The sequence below is a fragment of the Caproiciproducens sp. genome, from assembly GCF_053840905.1.
This window is the reverse complement of the sequence record NZ_JBNLXQ010000001.1, coordinates 215,690-239,983: the sequence shown is the minus strand read 5'-3', so window position 1 is coordinate 239,983 and position 24,294 is coordinate 215,690. Positions and strand designations below refer to the sequence as shown.

Here is a 24,294-nt window from a genome sequence, read left to right as displayed (position 1 = left end):
AGTATAAACAGAATAACGGAGGTATGTCATGAAAAAGAAAATATCCAGCGCGAAAAAGGGGTTCGCGAGCAAGCTGCTCCGGTTTTATGCCAGAATATCTTCCCGGAAGGCGGAAGGATTCGTTGACAGCGCCATCAAAATCCTGATTGCCGTCGTCATCGGTGCGCTGCTCCTCGCCGGCCTGTATGCCCTGTTCGGCAATACGATCCTGCCGACCGTGACCCAGCGGATCAAAGATATGTTCAATTATGCCGGGTAAAGGCCATGGCCTGGATACGAACCGCCGCTTTTTTTCTTCTGCTGTCGGCGGCTGCTGCCGGCGATCTCAAAAACAGGGAGATCCCGAGGGGCGACATTCCCGGCATATTCCTGGCCGGACTCCTCGTCTTTAACCCGATCAGGCTGCTCGGCGCCCTCGCGGGCGCCCCAATTTTTATCCTCGCCCTGATCTGTAAGGACAGGCTGGGTTTCGGAGACGTATGGCTGACAATCGCGGCCGGGTCCGTCGTTGGATTTGAGCATGGGCTGTGGGCACAGATCATCGCCTACAGCTCCATGCTCTTTTTTTACGTCGGCTGTCGGATCTATCGGAAGTACAGGCCGCATGGAAAGGTGCTGAACCAGCCGTACCCCCTTGCGCCTTTTATCTCATTCGGCTTTATCGCGGCCTATTTTCTATGAATATTGGAGGGATTATCTCGTGAGCTTTTTCAAAAACCGCACCGTTCTCGGGGCGCTCTGCATTTTGTTTTCACTCCTCATTTGCTTTGCGGTCACGCCCCTTTTTAACGCCGGGGTTTCGCATAAGACAAGCATTGTGCGCGTCACGAAGGACATCCAGGCCGGGCAGCAGATTACCAAAGACATGGTGCAGACGTTGGAAGTCGGCGGTTACAACCTGCCTTCAAATGTACTGAAAAGCCCGGACAGTGTTGTCGGAAAATACGCTGCCGCGGAGCTCGTTCCCGGCGACTATATCCTCAGCACGAAAGTCACCGGAACTCCTACCGTGTCAAACGCCTATCTGTCGGCCCTGAACGGGAGCAGGCAGGCTATTTCCGTGACGCTTAAAACCCTTGCGGAAGGGGTTTCAGGCAAACTGCTGCCGGGAGATATTGTGTCTGTCCTCGCCCCAGACTACCAGAACCAGGGCAGCACTGTCACTCCGAAGGAACTGCAGTATGTGGAAGTCATCGGCGTGACCACCAGTGAGGGCGCGGATGCCAATGCAAACATCGGCCAGAACGCATCGTCGGGCGGCACAACGACGGATGATGCGAAGAATCTGCCAAGCACCGTCACCCTGCTGGCGACGCCGGAGCAGAGCGCCATCCTCGCGGGGCTGGACGCGGACGGGAAGCTGCACCTTGCCCTTGTCTACCGGGGCAGCAAGGACAACGCTCAGAAATTCCTGGGCGCACAGGACAAGGCCCTGAAAGAGCTGTACCCGGACGCCTCCAGTACGGCGCTGACGGATTCCTCCGGCCCGGTTCAGGAAAGCAGCTCTTCCCAGACCGCCGCTTTCTCCGGCGAGGGGGGACAGTAATGTTCCATTTTCAGACCGGAAGCCTTTTCTCCCGGAGCTCCGGCGCGTCCAAGGCGGATCCCGAGCCGGAGCCTTCCGCACAAATTCTGGCCGTATGGGGAAGCCCCTCCTCCGGAAAAACCACGGTCAGCGTCAAGCTGGCCCAATACCTGACGAATCAGCGCCGCAACGTGCTGCTTCTGCTCTGTGACAGCACGGTTCCCATGCTGCCCTGTATCTGCCCGCCCGCGGACCTTGAGTGCGAGTGCTCCCTTGGGAGTGTCCTTGCCGCTTCGCATATCACCGCAAGCCTGATCCGGCACAACTGCATCACCCATAAGCGCATCAGCCACTTGAGTATTCTCGGGATGCGCAAAGGAGAAAACGTCTTTACCTACCCGCCATATACCTCCGAGCTTGCGGCGGAACTGATCGCCGGTCTGCGGGAGGTCGCGCCCTATGTAATCATCGACTGCGGCAGCGCCATCGCCCATGACATCCTGTCAGCGGTGGCGCTCATGGAGTCCGACGCCGTTCTGCGGCTGGTTGGCTGCGATCTGAAATCCGTCAGCTACCTGTCCTCCCAGCTTCCGCTCCTCAAAGATAACAAATGGGATGCGGAGAAGCAGTATAAGGCGGCAAGCAACATTAAGCCCAATCAGGCCAGCGAAAACATGGAACAGGTTCTCGGAAACGTTGCGTTCAAAATTCCACATTCCGACGAGCTGGAAAGCCAGATGCTCGCCGGAGATCTGTTCCGGGAGTTGTCGCTCAAGGAGAGCCGGGGCTTTCGCAGGGAAATTCAGAAAATCAGCAAGGAGGTGTTCGACGTTTGAAGCCCATTCATATGACAGACAGCCAGAACCTGTTTTTTACACCCGCGGACGAATCCAGAGACTTCGGAGAGGTTCTGCGGGAAGTTCAGGGGTATATCTCCACCCACTACGCCTCTCTGCTTTCGGCGGGGGCGGGCCTTGAATCCAAGGCGCAGCTCAAGCGGTACATCGCGCAGTATGTGCGGGAAAACCGGATCGCCGTCGCCGGCATGGATCAGCCCCGGCTCGTAGAGGCGCTGCACACTGAAATGGCGGAGTTCGGTTTCCTGACCCATTACATTTTCGGCTCCGGCGTTGAAGAAATCGACGTCAACGCCTGGGACGACGTGGAGGTGCAGTACAGCGACGGCAGCATAAAAAAACTCGATGAACGCTTCGATTCCCCGGCGCACGCCGTCAGCGTCATCCGCCGCATGCTCCACATATCGGGCATGGTGCTCGACAATGCCAGCCCGGCCGTGCTGGGGCATTTGAGCAAAAACATCCGCATCGCAACGCTCAAGGATCCTCTGGTGGATGAGGATGTGGCGGTGGCCGCGTCCATCCGGATCGTCAACCCGCAGAACATGGGGCGTGATGATTTTATCCGTCTCGGCACGGCGACGGAGGACATGCTGGATTTTCTCTCCGAGTGCCTGCGTTACGGCGTTTCCATCTGCGTCGCGGGGCCGACCGGATCCGGCAAGACCACGCTGGCAGGATGGCTCCTGACCACTATACCGGACAACAAGCGCATTTTCACCATTGAATCCGGGAGCCGCGAACTTTCGCTGGTGCGCCGGGATGCAAACGGGAAAATCCGCAACAGCGTCATCCACACGCTGACCCGCGACAGCGAAAACGGCCGGCAGCGAATCGACCAGACCGACCTGCTGGACATCGCTCTGCGTTTCAACCCAGACTATGTCGTGGTGGGTGAAATGCGCGGACCCGAAGCGGACGCGGCGCAGGAAGCCGCCCGCACCGGCATCGCGGTTGTCACCACAATCCACGCCAACTCCTGCCAGGCAACCTATTCCCGTATGGTATCCCTGTGCAAGCGCGCCGTCGATACGCCCGACGCGACCCTCATGGGCTATGTCACGGAGGCGTTCCCGCTGATTGTATTCTGCAAACAGCTCGAAAACCGGCAGCGCCGTGTGATGGAAGTGATGGAGTGCGAAATCCTGCCGGATGGCGCGAGGAATTTCCACCCCATCTTCCAGTTCGCCATCAATGAAAACCGTATCGAAGACGGCCGGTTCATCATCAGCGGCAGCCACAGCGTGGTACAGGGTATCTCTCCGAGCCTGCAGAGGCGGCTCATTGAAAACGGCATGCCGCAGGACATCCTCAAACGGATCCTGCAGATTGGAGGCGAGGCCGCATGACCGCAATAGAATTGTTTGCCTGCGCCGGTCTGATCGCCGGCGCTTTTATGATTCTGAAGCTCTCGCCGCTGGAATTCGCGGACGGGCTGTTCGGCTTTCTGCTGAAACGGCCCCGGAGCATCCGGGATGAGATCAATGAAACCACCAGGCGAAAAAAGCCGTCATTCCTGCGCCGTGAAATCATCGAGGCGCAGGAAATTCTCCGGATGACCGAACAGAGCGAACGCTTCTCCATGGTCTGCGCGACGTCGCTCCTGTTCTTCGCTTTCGGAGCGTGCGTTGCCATTCTAATGCAGAATGTGTTTCTTGTGCCGGTTCTGGCGGTGGGGCTCGCGTTCCTGCCGTTTCTCTATGTCCGGACGACGGCGGAACACTTCAAAAAGAACGTCGCCGCCGAACTGGAAACGGCGCTCTCTATTGTCACGTCGGCCTACCTGCGGAATGAGGATCTGCTGACCTCGATGGAGGAAAACCTGCCCTATCTGAACCCGCCGGTGAAGAATGTTTTTGCGGAGTTTTCCGCGCGGGTTAAGCTCATCGACCCCGACGTGGAGGCGGCAATCCGCGAGATGAAGCCCAAAATTCAAAACGAAGTGTTTCAGGAATGGTGCGATGCCGTCGCCGCGTGTCAATACGACAGGAGCCTGAAAAGCACGCTGACGCCGATTGTTACCAAACTCTCCGACATTCGCGTGGTCAACGCCGAGCTGGACTACCTGGTGTTTGAACCGCGAAAGGAATTCGTCATCATGGCACTGCTGGTTGTCGGCAATATCCCGCTCATGTATTTTCTCAATCGGAGCTGGTACGCGGCGCTGATGCATAGCCTCGCGGGCCAGATCGTCCTTGCGGCCTGCGCCGCGGCAATCTTTATCTGCGGTGCTTTTGTCATTAAACTGACAAAGCCCATCCGCTACAGGAGGTGACGGGGATGACGGGCTTGCTGTTTCTTTTTGCGGTCCTGCTTGCGGCGGGGCTGTTTTTTCTTCTTTCCGATTTGCTGAAGCTTCCGACGCTGGCCGCGGCCAAGGCTTTGCTGAGCGCCGGGAAGCCCCGGAAAAAAGCCGCCAAAAGCGTGGAGGCTTACCTCATGATGTGTGCCGGCAAGCTGGCAAGGCTTATCCGCATGGACGAATATAAACGCAGCCGTTTGGAGAACACCCTCAAAGCGGCGGGGATTCCCATGACGCCGGAGGTCTACACCGCGTATGCCATTGTGAAAAGCGGAGCGATCGCTGTCCTTGTGATCCCCTGTCTGTTCTTATTTCCGCTGCTGGTTCCGGTGCTGATGCTGCTTGCCGCCCTTGTATATTTCAAAGAAATCCGAAAGGCGGACGAGCAACTCAAGGCGAAACGCGAGCAGATTGAAAGCGAGCTGCCCCGCTTTGTGGCGACCATTGAGCAATCCCTCAAATCCAGCCGCGACGTGCTGGCGATGCTGGAGCATTACAAGCAAAACGCGGGCGAAGCCTTTGCGAATGAGCTGGGAATCCTGACCGCCGACATGCGCTCTTCCTCCTATGAGGCGGCGCTGACCCGCTTTGAGGCCCGGTTCAATTCGCCTCGTATATCCGATGTGACGCGCGGCCTGATCGGGGTGCTGCGGGGCGACGACGGGGCGGTATATTTCCAGATGCTCGATCACGACTTCAAGGCGCTGGAGCTCCAGCGGCTGCGCGGCGAGGCGCTTAAAATTCCGCCGAAGATCCGCGTCTATTCCTTTGTGATGCTGATGTGTTTCCTGTTCACATGGCTCGCCGTCATGGCGATCTCAATCATGAAATCCCTCGGCACCATGTTTTAGCGGCGAACCGCCGCTAATATGACGCGGGTGCAGACAGCATCCAGCGGAAAACAAGGCACCCGCGATCCTGAATATATCCATGTATGTGAGGAAGGGAGGTTTATAGATGGACCATCAGAAAACGCTGCAGGAGCTTCAGGAAAAGCTCGATGAAAATTACAATGCCTTTGTGCAGGGATGGTTAAATCTCGACACACCGACCCTGATCGAAAAAGCGGAGGAAATCGCCGCAACCAAAACGGTATACAAGGCGCTCCGGGCCAGCCATTTCAGGGACATGGAATATCTGCTCCGATTCCGGAACCCTCTGGAGGTTGTGCGGGATCAGTGGATGGAGGAAGAATCCTATGCGCCCGATGAGGATATGGAGCATGTTCTCTGGTCGGTCGCGGACCGCGGCGACGCGGAACAGGATTATGAACTTGACGAGGATTTTCACCCTCCGGAACAGCAGGGGGTGAAACTGTGCTGAAACGGCTCCGCTCCCGCCGCGGGGAAGGTTATATCGACATCGCGGTGCTGGTGCTCTGCGCCATGCTGGTCATCGCTTTCGCGGTCAAACTGTTTCCCGTGTATATAGAGAAAAACCAGCTGGACTCCTTTGCCACGGAGCTGTGCCGGGAAGCGGAGATCTCAGGCCGCGTCGGTACGGAAACGGACGCACGGGCGCGGGAACTGGAGGAACAGACCGGGCTGCACCCGTCTGTCGACTGGTCAAGGACAGGTAAAATCCCGCTCGATCAGGAATTCACAGTGACGGTGTCCGCACAGGCGAATATCGGACTGTTCGGCGGATTCGGCAGTTTTCCGATCAATCTGGAAGGAAAGGCCAACGGGAAAAGCGAAATTTACTGGAAATGAGGTGAAGGAAAACGTGCGCAAAAAACTGAAGCATATTCTGAAAGACCGGCGCGGGTTTTCCTTCCCGCTGGTTGTGGCGGTCGCCCTCGCGCTGGTGCTCATCCTGTGCGGGATCTCCGAATACCTGCGTCTATGCATCATCGCGTCGGGCGTCCGGGATGCGGTGCAGTCTGCCGTCGTCGCTACCGTAACCGACAATTACAGCAACGTTTATCACGGAGTCCGTGAGGGATATTCCGGTGGATATCGACCCAGCGGCTCTTCCTGGGTCGGAAGCGTCAGTACCGGCGATATTTATGGCCGGCTTGATCGGAACCTCGGCCTGAAAAATGAGAACGGAGCCCATGTAAAGGAAGCAGACGGCGCGGAGGAATTCAAGATATCTGGTTTGTCGGTGACCATTCAAAACGCACCGCTGGCGCCCTCCAACCCTGCAAACAGTCCGGCCTTTGCGGCCGACGCGACGATTCAACTGGAAGTACCGGTGAGCTTCGGCGGTAAGACGCTTTCTCCAATGCATGCCACATTGAAAGTTCGGGCAAAATATATGCCTGTTTTCTAAAAAAATCGCAGTAGCAATAGACTTTTTACCCTTTCTGTGATAGTGTGTGAAACAAGAGGAAACAAACGGAAAAGAGAAAAAAGGAGGTCAAACTCCATGAAGAAATTATCGGATAAAGCCAAAAGATCATTGACCATCGCCGGCATCGGCGTGGTGTGTGTGGCTGTGATAATCGGGATTTCCTATCAGCTTAAGGCCGAGGGAGCCAACGACGCTGATGTCGCGACATCCTCATCTTCTACTTCCAGTGAAGTGATCGTCCCGGCTGTCGGGACAAACGATAATACAACGAAAAGTGCGGCGCTCGCTTCGTCGGCATCCTCCCAGGCACAGGAAGCTTCAAGCAAGGCGGATCAGGCGATCCAGCCCGATGTATCGAAACCCGCGGCACCTTCCTCCAAGCCTGCCGCACAGGGCAGCACCACCAATCCTTCCAAGGCACCGACGTATAGCTCGAAGGATACTGCCCCAAGCGAAGGATCTGGAAGCCAGAACTTTCAGAAAAAGGACGGAAAAATCTATGTCCCCGGATTTGGATGGGTGACAGACAATGGTGGTGGCGGTTCTGGAACAACGGTGGATGGCGGCGGTGATATTAACAAGCAGGTCGGTCAAATGGATTAGCAATTAAATTTCATAATTCATTACATCATTAAAAAGAAGCAAGGCAAACAACGCCTCGCTTCTTTTTTATTTTCGGAGGTGTTTATGAAACGGATCCTGAGCGTACTTCTAATGTTGACGCTGCTTCTGACGCTCTTTGCCCCACTCAGCGCTTATGCCGATGACGGGGATGGAAATATCGACCACGGAGGTGGCGGGCTTGGAAACGGCAGCGACGCAAACTTCTGGAACTCCGGTGACGAGGGTGTCCGGGTAACCGTTATCCGGGCAAGCGACCACGCGGTGGCGTCCGCCTCCGTGGATTTCACCAACAGGCATCCGGATGATATCGCAATCAATTTCGGGAAAGTGAGTAAGATTGCATACGGAAATGGCCATGCGTTGACGCTGAATACCGGCCAGTATTCCTATGTCAATCCGGCACAGCCGCTCCCCAGAATTATCAGCTCTGACCAGGGACAATCCAGCATTGAAATCATCAAAGAATATTTCTGTTCGGAATACGTTGTGATGCGAATAGCACAACTTACAGGGTTTAGCTATGCAACTCTTACAAACGGAAACTATAAAATTCTGTTGGAACCAATCGCCTATTTCACCTTCTATGGTGCACGGGTGGCAATGACCGCTACAGAAGCCGCGCTGTACGACCAGAAGCTTGGGGGTGACCTGCGCTCCAAAATGGCGTCCCTGACTCATAAGAATCTTCCGCTGGCAATGTTTTTGGATACTCCGGATCTTGGTTATCCTGCATGGACGGGCTCCAGGGATGATCGCGTGTCCGACTCCACGATTATTTCCTCTCTCGGTCTCGGCATCGTCCGCTTTTCCGCAGCCGAACCGCCAACGCAGGTCAGCACTCAGAATTACACTTACCGTGTCAACACCGAAGTTATCACACCGGTGACTGTCAGCGGCGGGCAGTCGGATCCCGACCACCCGGTAACGGTAAGATTCAATATCGGCGGCAGAAACTATGCGGTTGGCAACGTATATTATCCTGACGGCGACAGTCAGCTAGCTTGGGTGCGCTGGACAACGCCTTCCACGCCGCAGTCCATGGTCATTCATGTGTCTGCAACGGGCAGAGGAAGCACCAGTGAAGGCACGATCAACGCGAGCATTGTGGATCTTTCCGGTCATGACCCGCCTGATCCCAACGCCGATGACCGAAACAGCGGCTATTCCCCGGCGAGTATGCCAAGCAATCCACAGAAGACCTCGGCCTCATGGAACGTATGGCGGCCCGTATGGCATGCCGATTGGGTGTGGGTTTCGGACTGGATTTGGCACGGCGACGACACCAGCGGTTCTTGGGAGGACAACGGGCAATGGGTCGATCACGGATGGTGGGACTTTGCCTGCGATACTTATATGGCGAGCCTTTCCGCATCCATGACTATTACGCCGGACGGCAAAGACCCGACTGCATCCGGCAAAACCATAAAAAGCGGATATGGGATCAATCATACCGCTGCGGCGTCTGTCAGCACCAATCAGTCCTCGGCGGTAACTGGCGCTCAAACCGCCGTCACCTACTTCCCCGAATTTGGGTATAAGACGTATTGGCGCCTGCTGGACCCGACAGCCGGCGGGTTCAACGCACGGTTTGAATTTGCCCCCAACCGCTATTCCACCTACAACCGGCGCACTCATTTCACACCGCTTTGGATGCCGGACGGAAGCTATACTCCATACACCTTTTTGGAAGATTGTTGGACCCCGACCGGCATGCTCAGCATGAATCTGAGCGACTCAGTGACAATTAGGGGAAACCTGTGGTCGGACTGGCGCGCCATCCCGGCATTACCCTGAACCATCCGCAGATAAAGAAGAAGGCCGTAGGCATCATGCTCTGCGGCCTTGAATTTTATCCTACAATGAAAGGTGTGAAAGCATATATGAAAAAGCGGAAGAAGTTTGTGATTCTCATTTGCATGGCTTTAGTGATGCTCTCCGTGTTTTGTATCACAGCGTCCGCAGCCGGCAGCGGCGACGTGGCGGGGGCGGTACAGAGTACCTGGTCGACTGCTTCCCAGCAGATCAAGACGGTGGTCAACAAAGTGGTTTTCCCCGCTATTGATCTGATTCTTGCTGTTTTCTTCTTTGCAAAACTTGGCACGGCTTATTTCGACTACAGAAAGCAGGGCCAATTTGAGTGGGCCGCGCCAGCCATTTTGTTTGCGTGCTTAGTTTTCACCTTGACGGCCCCCCTTTATATCTGGGGTGTCATCGGGATGTAGCCAATTGACCGATCAGCCTAATCCCGGTGTTATAAGGACTAACCAGCAGACCGCTTGGTGTTTCCGATATTTGTTTGTTATTTTCTTGCTTTGTAAAGGGCAATTCGGTATACGGTGGCTTTTTATTTTGCGCAAAGGAAGTGAATGTTGTGTTCATATGGAATTTCGTAGCCGGAACCGTGCTCAATCAGATTCTCGACTGGGTCTACAGTCAGATCGTCGGTTTTCTCGGGAACTTTTTTGCGCAGATGGGTGACATGGGCGCCGAGTTGTTCGACATGGACTGGGTCAAGTCCATCGTTCTCTTTTTCGTTTACCTGGCCTGGGCACTATACGGCACGGGTCTTGTGGTGGCGGTTTTCGAATGCGCGATTGAGTATCAGTCCGGCCGCGGCAGCATCAAAGACACAGCTCTCAACGCCATCAAAGGGTTTATGGCAGTAGGGCTTTTCTCGACCGTACCGGTGGAGCTGTATAAGCTGTCTGTAACCCTTCAAAGCAGCCTGACGGCGGGCATTACCGGCTATGGTTCAGGAATCAGCGGCCTTGCAAGCTCAATCATCACCGGGCTTAACTCGGCAGGAACACTGGAACAGGCGGCGAAAACCAATGTGTTCGGTGGGCTCGGCACCATTACAAGCCCTATTCTGATTTTGTTTATTCTCATTCTCATGGGTTACGCCGTAATCAAAGTGTTTTTCAGCAACCTCAAACGTGGTGGAATTCTCTTGATTCAGATCGCGGTCGGCAGCCTATATATGTTCAGCGTTCCGCGCGGCTACATAGACGGATTTGTGTCATGGTGCAAACAGATCGTGGGTTTGTGCCTGACGACGTTTCTGCAGGCGACCATCCTTTGCGCCGGTCTGCTGGTGGTCAAAGATCATGCCCTGCTGGGGCTTGGGCTGATGCTGTCGGCCGGTGAGATACCCCGCATTGCCGGAGCCTTTGGTTTGGATACGTCAACCAAGGCCAACCTCATGAGCGCGGCATATGCCGCACAAACCGCAGTGTCTATCACCCGCACCATTGCGAAGGCGGTGGCGAAGTAAACGAAAAGGAGAGACGAAGTTTGAAACAGGTCTATATCTGTTCCCCATACGCGGGGAACATTGAGGAAAATATCCGCTTTGCCAAAGCCGCCTGCAGGTATGCTATGAAACAGGGCTGCGCACCCATTGCCCCGCACTTGCTGTATCCGCAGTTTTTGAACGATACTATTCCCATGGAAAGAGAGGCCGGTATCCAAATGGGGCTGCGGGTTTTAGCCTCCTGCGAAGAACTGTGGGTGTGTGGAAGTCGTATCAGCGAGGGCATGGAAAAAGAAATTGCTGAAGCAAAGCAGCTCGGCATTCCGGTCCGCAGAATATCGGCTGAACAAATTCAGAAAGAACAAGCCATCAGGCAGTATGGTATTCTGGCGCGCCGCAGCGCCTTGTCGATCTGCGGTTCCGCCGAGGCGTGGCTGAAACAGGATGGAGAGCCGGTAACGTTTGACACCTACGAGGAGGCGGCCGCCGAAGCAAGGCGGCTCAATGAAGGAATGGGGCCCGTCAACCGGACGGTGGAATATTTTCCGAAGGAAAAAAGCCCCCTGCCGGAAGAAACATCCTCCTTCGGCATGAGCATGCGGATATGAGCACTTCACTGACTATGGGCAGTCTATTCGATGGGATAGGCGGCTTTCCCCTGGCCGGCACCCGGCAGGGCTTCACCCCTCTGTGGGCCAGTGAGATCGAGCCATTCCCCATTCGGGTAACCAAACTTCATTTTCCGGATATGATTCACATGGGTGACATTACGCAGCTCAACGGGGCAGATTTGCCCCCTGTGGACGTCGTCTGCGGGGGCAGCCCGTGTCAGGATCTGAGCACCGCGGGAAGGCGCGCGGGGCTTCAGGGCGCGCGTTCCGGGCTGTTTATGGAACAGATCCGGGTGATCAAGGAGATGAGAACGCATGACGCAGGAAGCGGACGGACAGCTGACGCTGTTCGCCCCCGATACATGGTCTGGGAGAACGTCCCCGGCGCCTTCTCCATCGCAGCCGGAGAGGACTTCCGTATCGTGCTGGAGGAAACCTGCCGAATTGTCGACGGCGCCATATCTGTTCCTCGACCTCCGGGCGGGGTGTGGTACGCTGCTGGGTGCATTATGGGAGATCAATTCTCCCTCGCTTGGAGAATATACGACGCTCAATACTGGGGCCTCGCCCAGCGCCGCAAAAGGGTGTACCTTGTCGCGGATTTTGGAGACTGTACCGCACCCGAAATATTATTTGAGCAAGACCGCCTGTTTGGGGATCCTGCGCCGGGCGAGGAAACGTGGGAAAGGCCTCCCGCCGGTGCTGCAAATGGCTCTGGAGATTCAGGCAGGGATCCGGTCAACATAGGCGCGGATAGCAGTCTTGTTGCCTTTGCCTGCAACCAGCGGGACGAGGTGCGGAATCTCCATAATGTGTCCGGCGCCATTCAAGCCCAGCCGGGGATGAAGCAGCAGACTTTTATCGCTCATCCGTCCAAGGAAACGCAGACTTCCAACTGCCTGACTCCATGGGACACCCAGCAGAAGCGGATCTTTACGGAAAAAAGTGTCGCTCCGACGCTTGCCGGTATGGATGGAAACGGCGGCAGAAACCCCGGTGGCCTCCTGCTGTCTGCGGGCGTAATCAGCAAAGGAAACGGCGAGTGCTTTCTCACACCTGAACAGCATACGGCTCTTTCATCGGGCGGCGGGCAGGCAGGCCAGGGGTATCCCTGCGTGCTGACCGCCGCCTTTTCCACAGGGGCCGGTGCTGCGGCGGGCGGCATCGGATATCGTGAGGAATGTGCGCCGACCCTTAAAGCGACCGAAGGCGGCAACATGGTGCCAGGCGTTCTGTGTCTGAACGATCAGGGCGGGAGCCGCATCGATCTGAGCGGCAACCTCTCCGGTACGCTCCGGGCGCAGGAGCATGGGCACACGCCTCTCGTGATGGGCGAACCGGAATTATATGAAAACCACGGGATCGATTCCCGCTACACCGGGCCGCACGGCGTGGCGCCCACAATGTCCGCGCGGTACGGGACGGGCGGCAACAACGTGCCGCTGATCAGCCAGCCGAGCGAAGGGGTCGGCTCCGACCTTCCTACCGGTCAGAGTTACTGCATCGCCGGCAACATTATCGACCGGCAGGATCATAACGGCGGCAACGGGATCGGCGTTCAACCAAACATCAGCTACACGCTGAACACCGCGGACCGGCATTGTGTCTTTTCTCAGCAACGAAGCGACGAGTACACGCCGAACGGCGTGGTCAGCACCCAGAGTGCCCGCCAGTACAAAGACGCGACCGATCTCGTGTGCGACACCGACATCGCGGGAATCAACTGCCGTGCCGGATCGGAAAACGGCGACCTGTGCGGTACGCCGCAGTCTCATCCAGGCGGCGGTTATTCGTTCAACACTCTGTATCCAGTGCGAACCGGAAAGCTCATCCGACGGCTGACACCGCTCGAATGCGAACGGCTCCAGGGCTTTCCCGATCACTGGACGGATATCCCCGGCGCATGTGACAGCGCGCGGTACAAGGCCCTCGGAAACAGCGTGGCGATCCCCTGTGTGGAGCATGTGCTCCGGGGGATCGCTTATTTTTTGCTCAAAACCAGAAATAAAAAGGACTGATTGCATGTATATCTATCCGGATAATCTCCGGGCGAAGCCCACCCTCTGGCTGTGGGAGTTGCGGGATCTCGGCGTGATCGGCGTCGGCCTTCTCCTCGCGGTGCTTGCGTTGGCTCAGCTGCGATTTCTGCCGCCTATTGTCCTCGTCGCGCTTTACGCCTTTTTGAGTATCCGCTTCGACGACACCAGCATTTTGAATTTCATCAAAAATGCAGCGGCTTTCTTCCTCACGAAACAGCAGTATTTTGAATGGGGGCTGTCGGACGCTGCGAATCCGCCTGATATGGGACCGCGTGGAAGGAGCAAAAACTTATGAGCAGGCAAACAAAAAAACAGGCAAGGCAGTGGCAGACCACCCGCCAGCTGATCAACACAAAAGCCATCACCGATTACAGCCTGCAAACCTATCGGAACGACGAACTGGTCTATTTTATCGTGCAGCCCACAAATATCTCCGTGCTGTCTGAAGAAAGCCTGTCCGCCCGGATCTATGCGCTGATGACCGTCCTCAAGGGGATTGCGGAATTGGAGTTTATATGCTTAAACAGCCGCGAAAATTTCGAGGGCAACAAGCAATTTCTGCGCACGCGGCTTGAAAAGGAACAGAATCCGGCTATCCGTGCTCTGTTGGAGGCCGACCTGAACCATCTGGATCGTATCCAGATGCAGATGGCGACGGCGCGGGAATTTCTGGTCGTGCTGCGCCTGCGGAATGAGAAGCAAGGCGAAATTTATTCCTATCTTAACCGCATTGAGAAGACCCTGCGGGAACAGGGCTTCTCCGCCAAACGCGCAGATTCAGAGGACATCAAATGCCTTTTGGCCGTTTACTTCGAACAGAATGTCACCTCTGAAAAGTTTGAGGATTTCGACGGGGAGCGTTGGTTGATTCCAGACGAATAGCGGCGCCGGTTCTTGTTGGGTTTGGTAATAGACTTGACACAGAATTTCGGATATTGTGTATCCAAAGGGGTCCCCTTGGATTACATATTTACGGTTAAGGACGTGTAAAACGATGAAGGATGTTGACGAGGCGCTGAGCGACTATCTGGAAACCTATGAGGCCGATGAGATCTTCAACGACCATTTTTCCGGCATCCGCAGAGCGTTTATTGCGGGTTTTAAGGCGGCGGGAGGCGAAGTTCCCCCGATACAGCCCGTATTCAGGATCATACGGCAAGACCATCCCCCAAAATGATTCAGGAGGGATCGCAAAGAATCTATTATGAATGTTTTTGAATCGGCATTTACCCAGCTGTGCGAATCCATGGCGTTCGATGCCGTGCGCATTTGTGGATCCGGACACCATACCGCTCTTTTGTTGCTAAGGCCGTAAAGCCGATGCAGTACATCGGCTTTACGGTTGCTCCATAATCGGACAGAAAAATCCGATTTATACTATTCACTCATCACAAGGATGAAACGCCATCAATTCAAATATCTGCCCATCTATGCTGATTGTTTCGTCGATAGGGATCACTGTGCCGTCGGTCATAACGACAACCTGTTCATATTCGTCTATCTTTTTAGCTGAGCCGACAGCAGTAACATAGGCACCGCCTTTTTTCTTCGCATCCGGCTGGAAATAGGTGATCGTGATTTCGGGATGCTCTTTAATCCGATCTGTTATGATTTGCAGCTTTTCTCGCAGAGCGTCCTTCGCATATTCGTCCAAATCTACTCTCTCGTCAGTCAGTCTTGCGGTTTCTTTGATTGCGGCTTCATAACCGGTCAGTGCGGCAAACGGGGAAAACTGAGCTGCCCGGTCAATAGCGGTCATATGGGAACGTGTCGCGGAGATATGGTGAGGGAGATTGATGATGTCGTCATATGTCCTTTTCATGCCTTGTGCCCTCCAATCTGCCTGTTCCGATCTATTGTGGTAGCGCCTTCCTCCAGATTCATACCCCTTAGAATGGCGTTCTTGCCGTGTTTCTTTTTTATCTCCAGCATTGTTTTCTGCACCTTTTTTTCTCGTGCAAGTTCGGCTTTTTCATCCTCTTTTTTCGCCTGCGCAGCCGCGTAATCCGTAAAGAGATCAAGCTGTTCAAAGTTGTCCGCCTTTTGAACAGTTCCCTCATCAACAACATGATTTGCTGTAATGTTGACTCTTCTGATCAGGAGATTTTTGTCAATGATGCGGTCAAACAGCTTTGCGACGGCATCCAATATTAGCTTTGTAGACGAGGTCGGTCTGCCAAGATTTATTGAACCATGCGCGGATTTCGGAACGGCGCGTCCATAGTGATCCATGGTAATTGCTCCGTGATATGATTTTTTTATCGTCGGATTTGTCAGATTTTCGATATCATATCCGGCCGTCAAGACAAGCTGGTCGGTCACAAGCCGTTTATCCACCAGATCAAGCACCAGCAGATCGGTCATTTCCCGCACGATCAGCTTCGCTTTGTCAAAAGTATAGGCGGATTGCAGCACCTGCCCCGATCCAACACTGTTTGAGCCTGGCTTATATGCTTTAATATCGGCAATCGTGCATGGCTCCCACCCCCATGCGTGGTCGATCAGCAGCTCGGCGTTGACGCCGAACAGTCTGTACAGTAAATCCTCGTTATAGTAATCGGTAGGTTTACCGAGAGAGCATCTCGCAATATCCCCCATCGTAAAGAGGCTGTGTTCCTCCAGCTTCTTGGCATATCCTTTTCCGACGCGCCAAAAGTCTGTTAAAGGCCGGTGCGACCACAGCAGGCGACGGTAGCTCATTTCGTCTAATTCAGCGATCCGCATACCGTTGTTATCAGCCGGTATGTGCTTTGCCTGGATATCCATAGCGATCTTGCTGAGGTACAGGTTTGCGCCAATTCCCGCCGTTGCTGTAATGCCAGTTGTTTTGAGTACATCCAGAATCATTTCCTTGGCAAGCTCACGGGCTGAGAGATTGTAGGTGTTCAGATATGCGGTGGCATCAATAAACACCTCGTCAATGGAGTAGACATGAATATCTTCGGGCGCGATGTACTTCAGGTAGATATTGTAAATCCGTGTGCTGTACTCTATATAATAGGCCATTCTCGGCGTTGCGACAATATAATCCAACGAAAGACCCGGTGAGGATTTCAGTTCGGTATCGTTACAGGAGGCACCGGAAAAGGCTCGTCCCGGTGCTTTGCGCAGCCGACCCGCATTTACTTCCTTGACCTTCTGTACAACCTCAAACAGCCTCGCCCTGCCGGGGATGCCGTATGCTTTGAGGGAAGGAGAGACGGCGAGGCAGATGGTTTTTTCGGTGCGGCTTGCATCAGCGACAACGAGGTTGGTGGTCAGCGGATCAAGCCCTCGTTCCACGCACTCGACCGAAGCGTAGAAGGATTTTAGATCGATTGCGATATAGGTCCTGTTCTCCATGCTTATTCTCCGGCCTCCTCCTTTAAAAGTCATCTGTTTGCAGATTGAAATTACAGAGTTCCCATTTTACGTTTCCCCACTATGCTTCATGAAAAACCACGTTTCAATAGTACATTACCCTAAAATTAGAAACCAAGTTGTTTCAGCGTTTTCACAATGTCTGATAAAGTGCATTTAACATCGCACTTATTATACCATGCTTAACCGCAAGAGGGTCCGTGCCGTCACAGAGATGTGGCGGTTTTTTATCCAAAATCCAATCGGGAAGGAAGATGCCAAATGGCAAAGCAGCAGAAGACGAAAACGCCGCCGCAGGAGGATATCCGCATGCAGGAATTTCTGGACATGATCGCACCCTCGGTGATCAAGTTTTTCACGGATTATTTTATCTGCGGCAACACATTTCGGTGCGTTTGGGCTTTGCGTGAATACCCGACGACGACCGATGAGCAGGCCATCTTACGCTATCTCGGAGAAAAAGACGGCGTAACCCTGCACCTCTACACCAGGCACGTCACACCCATGGAGGAAAAGAAAATCATCTCAAATGCTGCGAACAAAAACCGTATGCAGCGGAGCAGCACACAGGATCTTCAACAAACCGTCACAGCTGAGTCGAATTTACAAGACGTCACCACCCTTGTCACACAGATGCACCGGAGTAAGGAGCCGCTTCTGCATACGGCGGTTTACATCGAGCTCTCCGCCCACAGTCTGGAACAGCTCGGTCTGCTTCAAACCGAAGTGCTGACAGAACTCATTCGTTCCAAGCTCAATGTGGATAAACTCCTGCTCCGCCAGCAGCAGGGATTCCAGAGCGTCATCCCCTCAGGCTGGAATGCGTTTTCCAGCCAATTTGAGCGGGTCCTGCCCGCAAGCTCCGCCGCCAACCTGTACCCCTTTAATTATTCGGGCAAAACAGATCCCCATGGCTTTTACCTGGGCCGCGATAAGTTCGGCTCGAATGTAATCGTGGACTTCGACAAGCGGGACGATGATAAAACCAACAGCAATATTTTGATCCTTGGCAATAGCGGCCAGGGCAAAAGCCACCTTTTGAAGCTGATCCTCTGCAATATCCTTGAATCCGGAAAAAGCGTGATCTGCCTCGATCCGGAACATGAATACGTTGATCTGGCCGAAAACCTCGGGGGGTGTTTTGCCGACCTCATGAGCGGTCAATATATGATAAACCCTTTGGAGCCCAAGACCTGGGACGAAGGCGGCAGCCCCGAGGACAAGGAAGCGCCCCAGGCATTCCGGCAGCGGACAAAGCTCAGCCAGCATGTTTCTTTCCTGAAGGACTTTTTCCGCTGTTACAAGAATTTTTCCGACCGCCACATCGATGTTATCGAAATCATGCTGGGTAAGCTCTATGAAAAATGGGGGCTCAGCGACCGCACCGATTTCAGCAAGCTGGAGGCCGCTGATTACCCCATCCTTTCCGACCTGTACGCGCTGATTGAGGATGAGTACAAAAGCTACGACCAGGCAAAATATCAGCTCTACACCGCCGAGCTCCTGCAGGAAATCCTGCTGGGGCTCCACTCCATGTGCCAGGGCGCCGAGAGCAAATTCTTCAACGGCCATACCAATGTGACTTCCAACCGCTTTATTGTGTTTGGCGTCAAGGGATTACTGCAGGCCAGCCGGAATGTCAAGAGCGCTCTCCTGTTCAACGTCCTTTCCTTTATGTCCGACAAACTGCTGACCGAAGGCAATACGGCCGCCAGCATCGACGAGCTGTATCTGTTCCTGACCAACAATGGCGGCGGGAACGGCAACAATTATGTGGTCATTGAGTATATTCGAAGCTGCATGAAGCGGGTACGGAAAAAGGACTCCGCCATGATTCTGGCCTCGCAGAATCTCGAAGATTTCAACATCGAGGGCATCAGGGAGCTGACGAAGCCGCTGTTTTCCATCCCCACGCACGCGTTCCTCTTCAACGCTGGCAACATCGACAAGCGTTTTTACATCGACTCCCTGCAGCTCGAGGAATCCGAGTACAACCTGATCCGCTACCCCCAGCGGGGCGTATGCTTGTATAAATGCGGCAACGAGCGGTATAACCTGATGGTCACCGCACCGGAGTACAAATCAAAACTCTTCGGTACGGCCGGAGGCCGCTGATCATCGGAAAAGAGATGAAAAATTTTGGACATGAAAGAACAGCGGTTCGGGATTGAAATCGAGATGACAGGCTTGACCCGTGAGGCTGCCGCACGTGTGCTGTCCGAACATTTCGGGAATCCCGTCAGCCGCGACGGGGGGTATTACGGCGAATATTCTGTTTTGGACAGTGAGAGCCGCCGCTGGAAGGTCATGAGCGACGGCAGTATCACCTGTCAGAAAAAAGAAGGAGGCAGGCTTGTTCCCGCGGACCATGATTACAGTGTGGAGCTGGTCAGCCCCATCTGCCATTGGGGTGACATCGAAATCATCCAGGAAATCGTGCGGAAACTGCGCGGCGCCGGAATGATCGCCGATAAAAGCTGCGGGATCCATGTGCATGTGGACGCCTCTCCGCACAACGCGAACACTCTGCGCAACATCACCAATATCATGGCTGCGAAAGAGGATCTGATCTATAAGGCCATGCAGGTGGAGGTTGCCCGCGAGCACCAATATTGCAGAAAGGTCGATCAGCGTTTTCTTGAAGAACTCAATCGCAAAAAACCCAGAACGCTCAATGAGGTCAGCCGCATCTGGTACGGAGGCGCAGACCGGAGCTACCACCATTACGACGATTCCCGTTACCACTGCCTGAACTTACATAGCGTGTTCCAAAAGGGCACAATTGAGTTCAGGCTTTTTAATTCCACCACTCATGCCGGAAAGATCAAGGCATATATCCAGTTCTGCCTCGCCGTTTCCGCGCAGGCCCTCAACCAGCGCTGCGCCAGCAGGCAGAAAACCCACAGCACCAATGAAAAATACACTTTCCGCACCTGGCTTTTACGGCTTGGGCTGATTGGGGATGAATTCAAAACCGCCCGGCTGCATCTGCTGGAGCATCTGGACGGCTGTATCGCGTGGAAAAACCCCGAGCAGGCTATACAGCAAAAGCAAAGGTTACGGCAGAAAAAAGAAAAAGAACTGGAATCGGCCGCAGAAAGCCAAGCCCAACAGGAGACTGCAACGGCCACTCCACAGCAGAAATCGGCCGGGGAGGACGAGTCCCCGGCCCTTGTCATGCGTATGTAAACATATAAAGGAGATGTGTTTTTGTGAGCAAATCTATGCTGTATATCGCTTACGGCAGCAACCTTAACCTTCCGCAGATGGCTTACCGCTGCCCGACCGCCAAAGTGGTTGGAACAAGCGAGATCAGGGATTATGAACTGCTGTTCCGCGGCGGACGCCGTGGGGCGGTTGCCACCGTGGAGCCGCTCAAGGGGGCGAATGTTCCCATTCTGTTATGGAAGATCCGGCCTGCCGACGAGCAGGCACTCGACCGGTATGAAGGATACCCCCATTTTTATCACAAAGAGATCCTGCCGGTGCAACTTGGGGGAAAGACACAACCGGCCATGGTCTACATCATGAACGACAGGCATCCCTTCGGGACCCCTTCGGATTACTACCTGGGAGTCATCATGGAGGGTTATAAAACGGCGAACTTTGATACGGATTTTCTGGAAAGGTCCGTGGAAAAGTCCATCCGTCTGGCCGAAGAACAAGAGCAGTCCGAACAGGAATCACCGGATCTGGAACAAGGCAGTCTGTTCAATATGAAATGAAAATAACGCTCAATCGATTATTGCAATAGGAGCGTAAAGCGGACGCCCTACTACCCGCCGGGGTGTCTGTTCTTTTCTGCCCAAAGGAGGAATGCTTCATGGCTGCACCCGCTGTGGCCCTTGCAGTTAAGGCGGCGGTTGCCGCCGCCACAGACAAACGGACGTGGAAGGTGATCGCAGTAACCATCACCGCTGTCCTGATGCCCTTTATTCTTGCCGTACTTTTACTCATGAGTTTTCTCTCCGGGGGCGCGGCACACAACAACGACGCTGTGAATCTCGCCTTCCACGGAGGGACGATCTCCTCGGATGTTCCCTCTGAATATCGGCAGCATATTGAAGAAATGCAAGATGCGTTCAGCCAGTTGGACGATGCGATCGCACAGCTGCATATTGAATCCGGGGACGGAAGCCTCGACTCCACGCGGGTCAAGGCTGTTTTTTATTCTCTGTATTTCGGCGCCGACTCCCTGCAGGGGGTGGACTACGATTCGTTTGCCGGCTGCTTTGCAAAAACGGAAACCCGCACCCGCACTGTTCAGAATTCGGATGGAACCCATACTGAACAGAGCTATGACGCAGCTGTTCCGCTGACTGATCTCAATCAGGTCTATAAGAATCTTGACAGACTCCTCGGCCGGACCGTCACGGACGATGAAAAATCCAATGCCGATGAAATCTGTCAAAGAGCTTTGGGCGAAACCGGCACAGGGCTTACCGTCTCATCGCAAGTACCCTCCACTGCCGGCCTGATTTCCCCTGTCGGAAGTAACTGGCGGGCACTGGTCACCTCGGAATTCGGGCCCCGCATTGACCCGATCAACGGAAAAGCCACTGTCCATACAGGCATCGATCTGGGCGTACCGACCGGCACACAGGTCTATGCGGCGAAGGATGGAACTGTTTCCAAGATTGCCTGGGATCCTGACGGCTATGGGTATTATCTTATAATCGGCCATGGCGGCGGGCTGATCACGCTGTACGGACACTGCTCCCAAATTATCGCCCATGCAGGGCAAGCTGTCAAAGCCGGCGACGTCGTCGCACTTTCTGGAAACACCGGCCACAGCACAGGCAGCCACCTGCACTTTGAAGTGCGCATCGGCGGCAAGGCAGTCAACCCCAGAGGGTATCTGCCGTAAAGCAAGCCCCGTACATACAGGAGACCTTTTAATATAAAACCGATCGAAGCCGTCTCTTGGGAGGCGGCTTTTTGTGCTTCGAAGGAGGTAAAGCATGCTGAACCTCAGTGGCATGTAATCCGGGAAGCAATCATATGGAGGCAGGCCATGCGACTTGTCTATATTTTTCAAGAGAGGTGTGATTCAGATGGTGATCAAACTCGGTGTGGATAACGGAAACTACAACACCAAATCCTCAGAGGGGATGCTGTACGCCTCCGGGTACGCGGCAAGCGATAAGGAATTCATCACGGATGAGATGCAGCTCTGCTATGGCGGCAGATATTACGCCATCGGTGAAAAGCGAGTGCGGTTTCAGCAGGATAAGACGAAAGCTCCTGATACCTTTCTTCTGACGTTGCCGGCCATTGCGTCCGCCATGAAAAAGGCGGGTGTTCAGGAAGCCGATGTCATTCTGGGCGTAGGGTTGCCCATCGAAGCATACGGAATGCAGAAAGACGCCTTCCGCCAATATTTTCTGCGCGGAAATCTGACTTTCCGGTTTGAAGGAACGGATTACCATTGCCACATTGCGGACTGCAAGGTGTTCGCCCAGGGGCATGCGGCGCTGTGCCGGTATTACCCTCAGCTCCGGGCATACCGCAGCATCACTCTGGCGGACATCGGGGGGTATACGGTAGATGTTCTAACCATGCATGGCTCTAAGCTGGACCGATCAAACTGCACAAGCCTCCGGATGGGCACCATTACGCTCTATACCCGCATTCAGGACATCCTGCGGCGGCGGGACATCCTGCTGACCGATGAGCTTGTCACCGACGCCATCCGCGGTAAAATTCAGCACGCGGATCAGGATTTCATCCGGCAGACCGTGGAGCAGGAGATGCAGAAGTATATCAGGGAATTGTTCAACACGCTGCGGGAACGGGGCCTCGACCTGAAGCTCCCCACCGTGTTCGCGGGTGGCGGCGCGGAACTGCTCGGCGGCATGCTGCGTGACAGCAGCGTCAATACAGTGGCCGTTCTGAACCGCTTCGCCAATGCGGACGGTTATCGTCTGCTGTTGGGGTGAGCAGGATGAGAAAACGCTTCAATGTCTCCTTCGATTTGCAAGCCGCGCGGCACAGAGAAGCGGCCCGCCTGCTCGATGAGCAGCCCGTCGGGCAGCGCACGGAATTTATTGTGGATTGTATCCTGCGATATGACCAGGCGGTGAAACTGGAAAAGATCGTCCGCATGACCATTCAGGAGGGACTGCGGTATTTCACCGATTACCAAGCGCCGTCCGACCCGCCTGCCTTCTCTGCTGTTCTGCAACTGGATGAGGCAAATCTTTCGGATGTGCCGGACAGCCTGCTCCACGCGATGGATGACCCATAACTCCGCTCATACGCCTTGTTGGACGTCAGCACTCTCACGAGAAGGCATCGCATATCGGTATCATGCGCCCTGTTGGGTGTTTGGAGCAACAATTCGCGCCTGCTCAACTTCTGTATGCACCCTGTCAGGTGTCTGGCCTTGTACCCTTCAAGCTCTGTCAGTTGCAGGACCAATACGGAAATCCCGGTCACTTGGGAGGAATTGAGGGGCCAGACTGTCAAGAGTTTCCATTACCATCCGGCTGACCGAAGCTGGAACCTGCTGACAGATGATCCCTCCCTGAGCCAGCCGACCCAGGCGCCCGAGATACGAATGTAAAGTATCGACATAGGATCAAGGGCCGTAGACGTTGGTTTGAAAACAGAAAAGCCTGCTCCTCGCCCATGTCGCCGCCCGTGTGGCCCCGTGTCGCACTTTCTCCGCAGAGGTCACACAGCTGCACCGTGAGGCGGTAAGACCCGGTGTTAGGGCTTTGTGCGGAAGTTTGCACAAACAGACGCACCTCTTTCGGGGAGTGAACCATGGGGTGGAAAGCGATGCGGGTTAAAGCAGCGGGGTCGCGGTGCGCCCCCGCTGCGGCTCACACCGCCCCGCAATGCGGGTCGGGGAACGATTTGCTCCGGGGTCGGATTTCGGCCCCTGGGGTCGGTTCCGGGGTCGGCGGCTGAAAAAACAACCGTAAACCCGCATCTTTACGCCTTTACAGAGGGGTCATGACAGGAGTCATGGCTCTTTTTGTATAAAACAGAATGGAGGACAGCAATGCCGGAAGAAAGAGCAAACAAAAAGAAATTCCCGCTGTGGATGTACCCGGAAACACGCACTCTGATTGAGAAATGGTACAAGCAGGACAACTGTCAGAGCCAGAGCGAGTTCATCGAAAAAGCCGTCCGTTTCTACTGCGGATACATTTCGGCGGAGGACGGCGTGCGCTATCTGCCCGCCGCCATCACATCCGCGATGACCGGCATGGTGGACAGTCTGGAAAGCCGGATGGCCCGCCTTGTTTTCAAATTGGCTGTCGAGATGAGCATGATGATGAACATCCTCGCGGCAAACGCCGATGTGGACGAAGCCATGCTGCGCAGGCTGCGCGGCAAATGCGTGAACGACGTCAAAAAATCAGTCGGCTCCGTCAATTTTGAAGATGTGGTGAAATTCCAGAAGGGTGAGTAACGGCC

The 24,294-nt window shown here is 54.6% G+C and carries 28 protein-coding genes; 26 read left to right on the top strand and 2 right to left on the bottom strand.

From position 1 onward, the window contains the following. The first annotated feature begins 28 nt into the window (after positions 1–28). The 19 genes from ACQGQ5_RS01205 to ACQGQ5_RS01115 all read left to right on the top strand — a co-directional run bounded on the left by ACQGQ5_RS01205 (position 29) and on the right by ACQGQ5_RS01115 (position 14,683). Positions 29–259, top strand: a complete 231-nt coding sequence (locus ACQGQ5_RS01205; RefSeq protein ID WP_444640734.1) for a DUF6133 family protein — start codon at positions 29–31, stop codon at positions 257–259. Positions 260–264: 5 nt separating this feature from the next. After that, positions 265–681, top strand: a complete 417-nt coding sequence (locus ACQGQ5_RS01200) for a prepilin peptidase (protein ID WP_444640736.1) — start codon at positions 265–267, stop codon at positions 679–681. 19 nt (positions 682–700) lie between these two features. Then, positions 701–1,546: a Flp pilus assembly protein CpaB gene (cpaB, locus tag ACQGQ5_RS01195; RefSeq protein ID WP_444640738.1), complete on the top strand. Its 846-nt coding sequence runs from the start codon at positions 701–703 to the stop codon at positions 1,544–1,546. After that, complete coding sequence (locus tag ACQGQ5_RS01190; protein ID WP_455734791.1) at positions 1,546–2,361, top strand: ParA family protein; 816 nt, start codon at positions 1,546–1,548, stop codon at positions 2,359–2,361. The genes cpaB and ACQGQ5_RS01190 overlap by 1 nt, the downstream gene beginning before the upstream one ends. A gap of 11 nt (positions 2,362–2,372) precedes the next feature. Next, on the top strand, positions 2,373–3,731 hold the full coding sequence (locus ACQGQ5_RS01185) for a type II/IV secretion system ATPase subunit (protein WP_455734871.1): 1,359 nt from the start codon (positions 2,373–2,375) through the stop codon (positions 3,729–3,731). Beyond that, positions 3,728–4,657, top strand: a complete 930-nt coding sequence (locus tag ACQGQ5_RS01180) for a type II secretion system F family protein (RefSeq protein WP_455734790.1) — start codon at positions 3,728–3,730, stop codon at positions 4,655–4,657. The genes ACQGQ5_RS01185 and ACQGQ5_RS01180 overlap by 4 nt, the downstream gene beginning before the upstream one ends. Positions 4,658–4,662: 5 nt before the next feature. After that, complete coding sequence (locus tag ACQGQ5_RS01175; protein ID WP_455734789.1) at positions 4,663–5,535, top strand: secretion protein F; 873 nt, start codon at positions 4,663–4,665, stop codon at positions 5,533–5,535. Positions 5,536–5,641: 106 nt separating this feature from the next. Next, positions 5,642–6,007, top strand: coding sequence for a DUF3848 domain-containing protein (locus ACQGQ5_RS01170; protein ID WP_455734788.1), 366 nt, complete (start codon positions 5,642–5,644; stop codon positions 6,005–6,007). Further along, complete coding sequence (locus ACQGQ5_RS01165) at positions 6,001–6,396, top strand: DUF4320 family protein (RefSeq protein WP_174193237.1); 396 nt, start codon at positions 6,001–6,003, stop codon at positions 6,394–6,396. Before ACQGQ5_RS01170 ends, ACQGQ5_RS01165 begins: the two co-directional genes overlap by 7 nt. Positions 6,397–6,409: 13 nt before the next feature. Then, on the top strand, positions 6,410–6,958 hold the full coding sequence (locus ACQGQ5_RS01160) for a hypothetical protein (protein WP_455734787.1): 549 nt from the start codon (positions 6,410–6,412) through the stop codon (positions 6,956–6,958). Positions 6,959–7,054: 96 nt separating this feature from the next. Beyond that, a complete protein-coding gene (locus tag ACQGQ5_RS01155) occupies positions 7,055–7,582 on the top strand; it encodes a DUF6550 family protein (RefSeq protein ID WP_413777964.1) in 528 nt (175 codons plus the stop codon). 84 nt (positions 7,583–7,666) lie between these two features. Then, a complete protein-coding gene (locus ACQGQ5_RS01150) occupies positions 7,667–9,397 on the top strand; it encodes a hypothetical protein (protein WP_455734786.1) in 1,731 nt (576 codons plus the stop codon). An 86-nt stretch (positions 9,398–9,483) separates the two neighbouring features. Beyond that, complete coding sequence (locus ACQGQ5_RS01145) at positions 9,484–9,825, top strand: DUF3852 domain-containing protein (protein WP_086036838.1); 342 nt, start codon at positions 9,484–9,486, stop codon at positions 9,823–9,825. Positions 9,826–9,974: 149 nt separating this feature from the next. Beyond that, positions 9,975–10,877 (top strand): conjugal transfer protein TrbL family protein, encoded by a 903-nt coding sequence (locus ACQGQ5_RS01140; RefSeq protein ID WP_455734785.1) that lies wholly within the window; start codon positions 9,975–9,977, stop codon positions 10,875–10,877. Between the two features lie 20 nt (positions 10,878–10,897). Then, the gene (locus ACQGQ5_RS01135; protein ID WP_455734784.1) at positions 10,898–11,464 is read left to right on the top strand and encodes a DUF7768 domain-containing protein; all 567 of its coding nucleotides are present in this window, start codon (positions 10,898–10,900) and stop codon (positions 11,462–11,464) included. After that, on the top strand, positions 11,461–13,485 hold the full coding sequence (locus ACQGQ5_RS01130; RefSeq protein WP_455734783.1) for a DNA cytosine methyltransferase: 2,025 nt from the start codon (positions 11,461–11,463) through the stop codon (positions 13,483–13,485). Before ACQGQ5_RS01135 ends, ACQGQ5_RS01130 begins: the two co-directional genes overlap by 4 nt. Positions 13,486–13,489: 4 nt before the next feature. Next, the gene (locus ACQGQ5_RS01125) at positions 13,490–13,801 is read left to right on the top strand and encodes a hypothetical protein (protein ID WP_212506691.1); all 312 of its coding nucleotides are present in this window, start codon (positions 13,490–13,492) and stop codon (positions 13,799–13,801) included. Next, positions 13,798–14,388, top strand: a complete 591-nt coding sequence (locus tag ACQGQ5_RS01120) for a hypothetical protein (RefSeq protein WP_086035610.1) — start codon at positions 13,798–13,800, stop codon at positions 14,386–14,388. The genes ACQGQ5_RS01125 and ACQGQ5_RS01120 overlap by 4 nt, the downstream gene beginning before the upstream one ends. A gap of 112 nt (positions 14,389–14,500) precedes the next feature. Then, the gene (locus ACQGQ5_RS01115; protein WP_086035609.1) at positions 14,501–14,683 is read left to right on the top strand and encodes a hypothetical protein; all 183 of its coding nucleotides are present in this window, start codon (positions 14,501–14,503) and stop codon (positions 14,681–14,683) included. 204 nt (positions 14,684–14,887) lie between these two features. Here ACQGQ5_RS01115 and ACQGQ5_RS01110 read toward each other — a convergent pair whose 3' ends face one another. Both ACQGQ5_RS01110 and ACQGQ5_RS01105 read right to left on the bottom strand, forming a co-directional pair. Further along, on the bottom strand, positions 14,888–15,328 hold the full coding sequence (locus tag ACQGQ5_RS01110; protein ID WP_455734782.1) for a hypothetical protein: 441 nt from the start codon (positions 15,326–15,328) through the stop codon (positions 14,888–14,890). Further along, positions 15,325–16,848 carry a Y-family DNA polymerase gene (locus ACQGQ5_RS01105; protein WP_455734781.1) on the bottom strand — a complete coding sequence of 508 codons (1,524 nt, stop codon included), beginning with the start codon at positions 16,846–16,848 and terminating at the stop codon, positions 15,325–15,327. Before ACQGQ5_RS01105 ends, ACQGQ5_RS01110 begins: the two co-directional genes overlap by 4 nt. 279 nt (positions 16,849–17,127) lie before the next feature. Between ACQGQ5_RS01105 and ACQGQ5_RS01100 the strand changes: the two genes are divergently transcribed. The 7 genes from ACQGQ5_RS01100 (at position 17,128) to ACQGQ5_RS01070 (ending at position 24,289) form a co-directional block, all read left to right on the top strand. After that, positions 17,128–18,981: a VirB4 family type IV secretion system protein gene (locus ACQGQ5_RS01100; RefSeq protein ID WP_455734780.1), complete on the top strand. Its 1,854-nt coding sequence runs from the start codon at positions 17,128–17,130 to the stop codon at positions 18,979–18,981. Positions 18,982–19,005: 24 nt separating this feature from the next. Continuing rightward, positions 19,006–20,055: an amidoligase family protein gene (locus tag ACQGQ5_RS01095; RefSeq protein WP_444640747.1), complete on the top strand. Its 1,050-nt coding sequence runs from the start codon at positions 19,006–19,008 to the stop codon at positions 20,053–20,055. Positions 20,056–20,078: 23 nt separating this feature from the next. After that, entirely contained in the window at positions 20,079–20,591 is a 513-nt protein-coding gene (locus tag ACQGQ5_RS01090; protein ID WP_444640749.1) for a gamma-glutamylcyclotransferase family protein, read from the top strand. Positions 20,592–20,689: 98 nt separating this feature from the next. Beyond that, on the top strand, positions 20,690–21,733 hold the full coding sequence (locus ACQGQ5_RS01085; protein ID WP_444640751.1) for a M23 family metallopeptidase: 1,044 nt from the start codon (positions 20,690–20,692) through the stop codon (positions 21,731–21,733). A gap of 187 nt (positions 21,734–21,920) precedes the next feature. Further along, on the top strand, positions 21,921–22,805 hold the full coding sequence (locus ACQGQ5_RS01080) for a ParM/StbA family protein (RefSeq protein ID WP_455734779.1): 885 nt from the start codon (positions 21,921–21,923) through the stop codon (positions 22,803–22,805). A 5-nt stretch (positions 22,806–22,810) separates the two neighbouring features. Further along, the gene (locus ACQGQ5_RS01075; protein ID WP_086035604.1) at positions 22,811–23,113 is read left to right on the top strand and encodes a hypothetical protein; all 303 of its coding nucleotides are present in this window, start codon (positions 22,811–22,813) and stop codon (positions 23,111–23,113) included. Positions 23,114–23,875: 762 nt separating this feature from the next. Next, entirely contained in the window at positions 23,876–24,289 is a 414-nt protein-coding gene (locus ACQGQ5_RS01070) for a hypothetical protein (RefSeq protein WP_455734778.1), read from the top strand. The last annotated feature ends 5 nt before the right edge of the window (positions 24,290–24,294 follow it).

Bases quoted from the DNA above. Each gene is read 5' to 3' on its own strand.
- ACQGQ5_RS01155 (WP_413777964.1), top strand. From the start codon at position 7,055: ATGAAGAAATTATCGGATAAAGCCAAAAGATCATTGACCATCGCCGGC.
- ACQGQ5_RS01200 (WP_444640736.1), top strand. From the start codon at position 265: ATGGCCTGGATACGAACCGCCGCTTTTTTTCTTCTGCTGTCGGCGGCT.
- ACQGQ5_RS01175 (WP_455734789.1), top strand. From the start codon at position 4,663: ATGACGGGCTTGCTGTTTCTTTTTGCGGTCCTGCTTGCGGCGGGGCTG.
- ACQGQ5_RS01110 (WP_455734782.1), bottom strand. From the start codon at position 15,328: ATGAAAAGGACATATGACGACATCATCAATCTCCCTCACCATATCTCC.
- ACQGQ5_RS01170 (WP_455734788.1), top strand. From the start codon at position 5,642: ATGGACCATCAGAAAACGCTGCAGGAGCTTCAGGAAAAGCTCGATGAA.
- ACQGQ5_RS01085 (WP_444640751.1), top strand. From the start codon at position 20,690: ATGGCTGCACCCGCTGTGGCCCTTGCAGTTAAGGCGGCGGTTGCCGCC.
- ACQGQ5_RS01190 (WP_455734791.1), top strand. From the start codon at position 1,546: ATGTTCCATTTTCAGACCGGAAGCCTTTTCTCCCGGAGCTCCGGCGCG.
- ACQGQ5_RS01205 (WP_444640734.1), top strand. From the start codon at position 29: ATGAAAAAGAAAATATCCAGCGCGAAAAAGGGGTTCGCGAGCAAGCTG.
- ACQGQ5_RS01150 (WP_455734786.1), top strand. From the start codon at position 7,667: ATGAAACGGATCCTGAGCGTACTTCTAATGTTGACGCTGCTTCTGACG.
- ACQGQ5_RS01115 (WP_086035609.1), top strand. From the start codon at position 14,501: ATGAAGGATGTTGACGAGGCGCTGAGCGACTATCTGGAAACCTATGAG.
- ACQGQ5_RS01180 (WP_455734790.1), top strand. From the start codon at position 3,728: ATGACCGCAATAGAATTGTTTGCCTGCGCCGGTCTGATCGCCGGCGCT.
- ACQGQ5_RS01075 (WP_086035604.1), top strand. From the start codon at position 22,811: ATGAGAAAACGCTTCAATGTCTCCTTCGATTTGCAAGCCGCGCGGCAC.
- ACQGQ5_RS01100 (WP_455734780.1), top strand. From the start codon at position 17,128: ATGGCAAAGCAGCAGAAGACGAAAACGCCGCCGCAGGAGGATATCCGC.
- ACQGQ5_RS01125 (WP_212506691.1), top strand. From the start codon at position 13,490: ATGTATATCTATCCGGATAATCTCCGGGCGAAGCCCACCCTCTGGCTG.
- ACQGQ5_RS01070 (WP_455734778.1), top strand. From the start codon at position 23,876: ATGCCGGAAGAAAGAGCAAACAAAAAGAAATTCCCGCTGTGGATGTAC.
- ACQGQ5_RS01145 (WP_086036838.1), top strand. From the start codon at position 9,484: ATGAAAAAGCGGAAGAAGTTTGTGATTCTCATTTGCATGGCTTTAGTG.
- ACQGQ5_RS01105 (WP_455734781.1), bottom strand. From the start codon at position 16,848: ATGGAGAACAGGACCTATATCGCAATCGATCTAAAATCCTTCTACGCT.
- ACQGQ5_RS01080 (WP_455734779.1), top strand. From the start codon at position 21,921: ATGGTGATCAAACTCGGTGTGGATAACGGAAACTACAACACCAAATCC.
- ACQGQ5_RS01185 (WP_455734871.1), top strand. From the start codon at position 2,373: ATGACAGACAGCCAGAACCTGTTTTTTACACCCGCGGACGAATCCAGA.
- ACQGQ5_RS01120 (WP_086035610.1), top strand. From the start codon at position 13,798: ATGAGCAGGCAAACAAAAAAACAGGCAAGGCAGTGGCAGACCACCCGC.
- ACQGQ5_RS01130 (WP_455734783.1), top strand. From the start codon at position 11,461: ATGAGCACTTCACTGACTATGGGCAGTCTATTCGATGGGATAGGCGGC.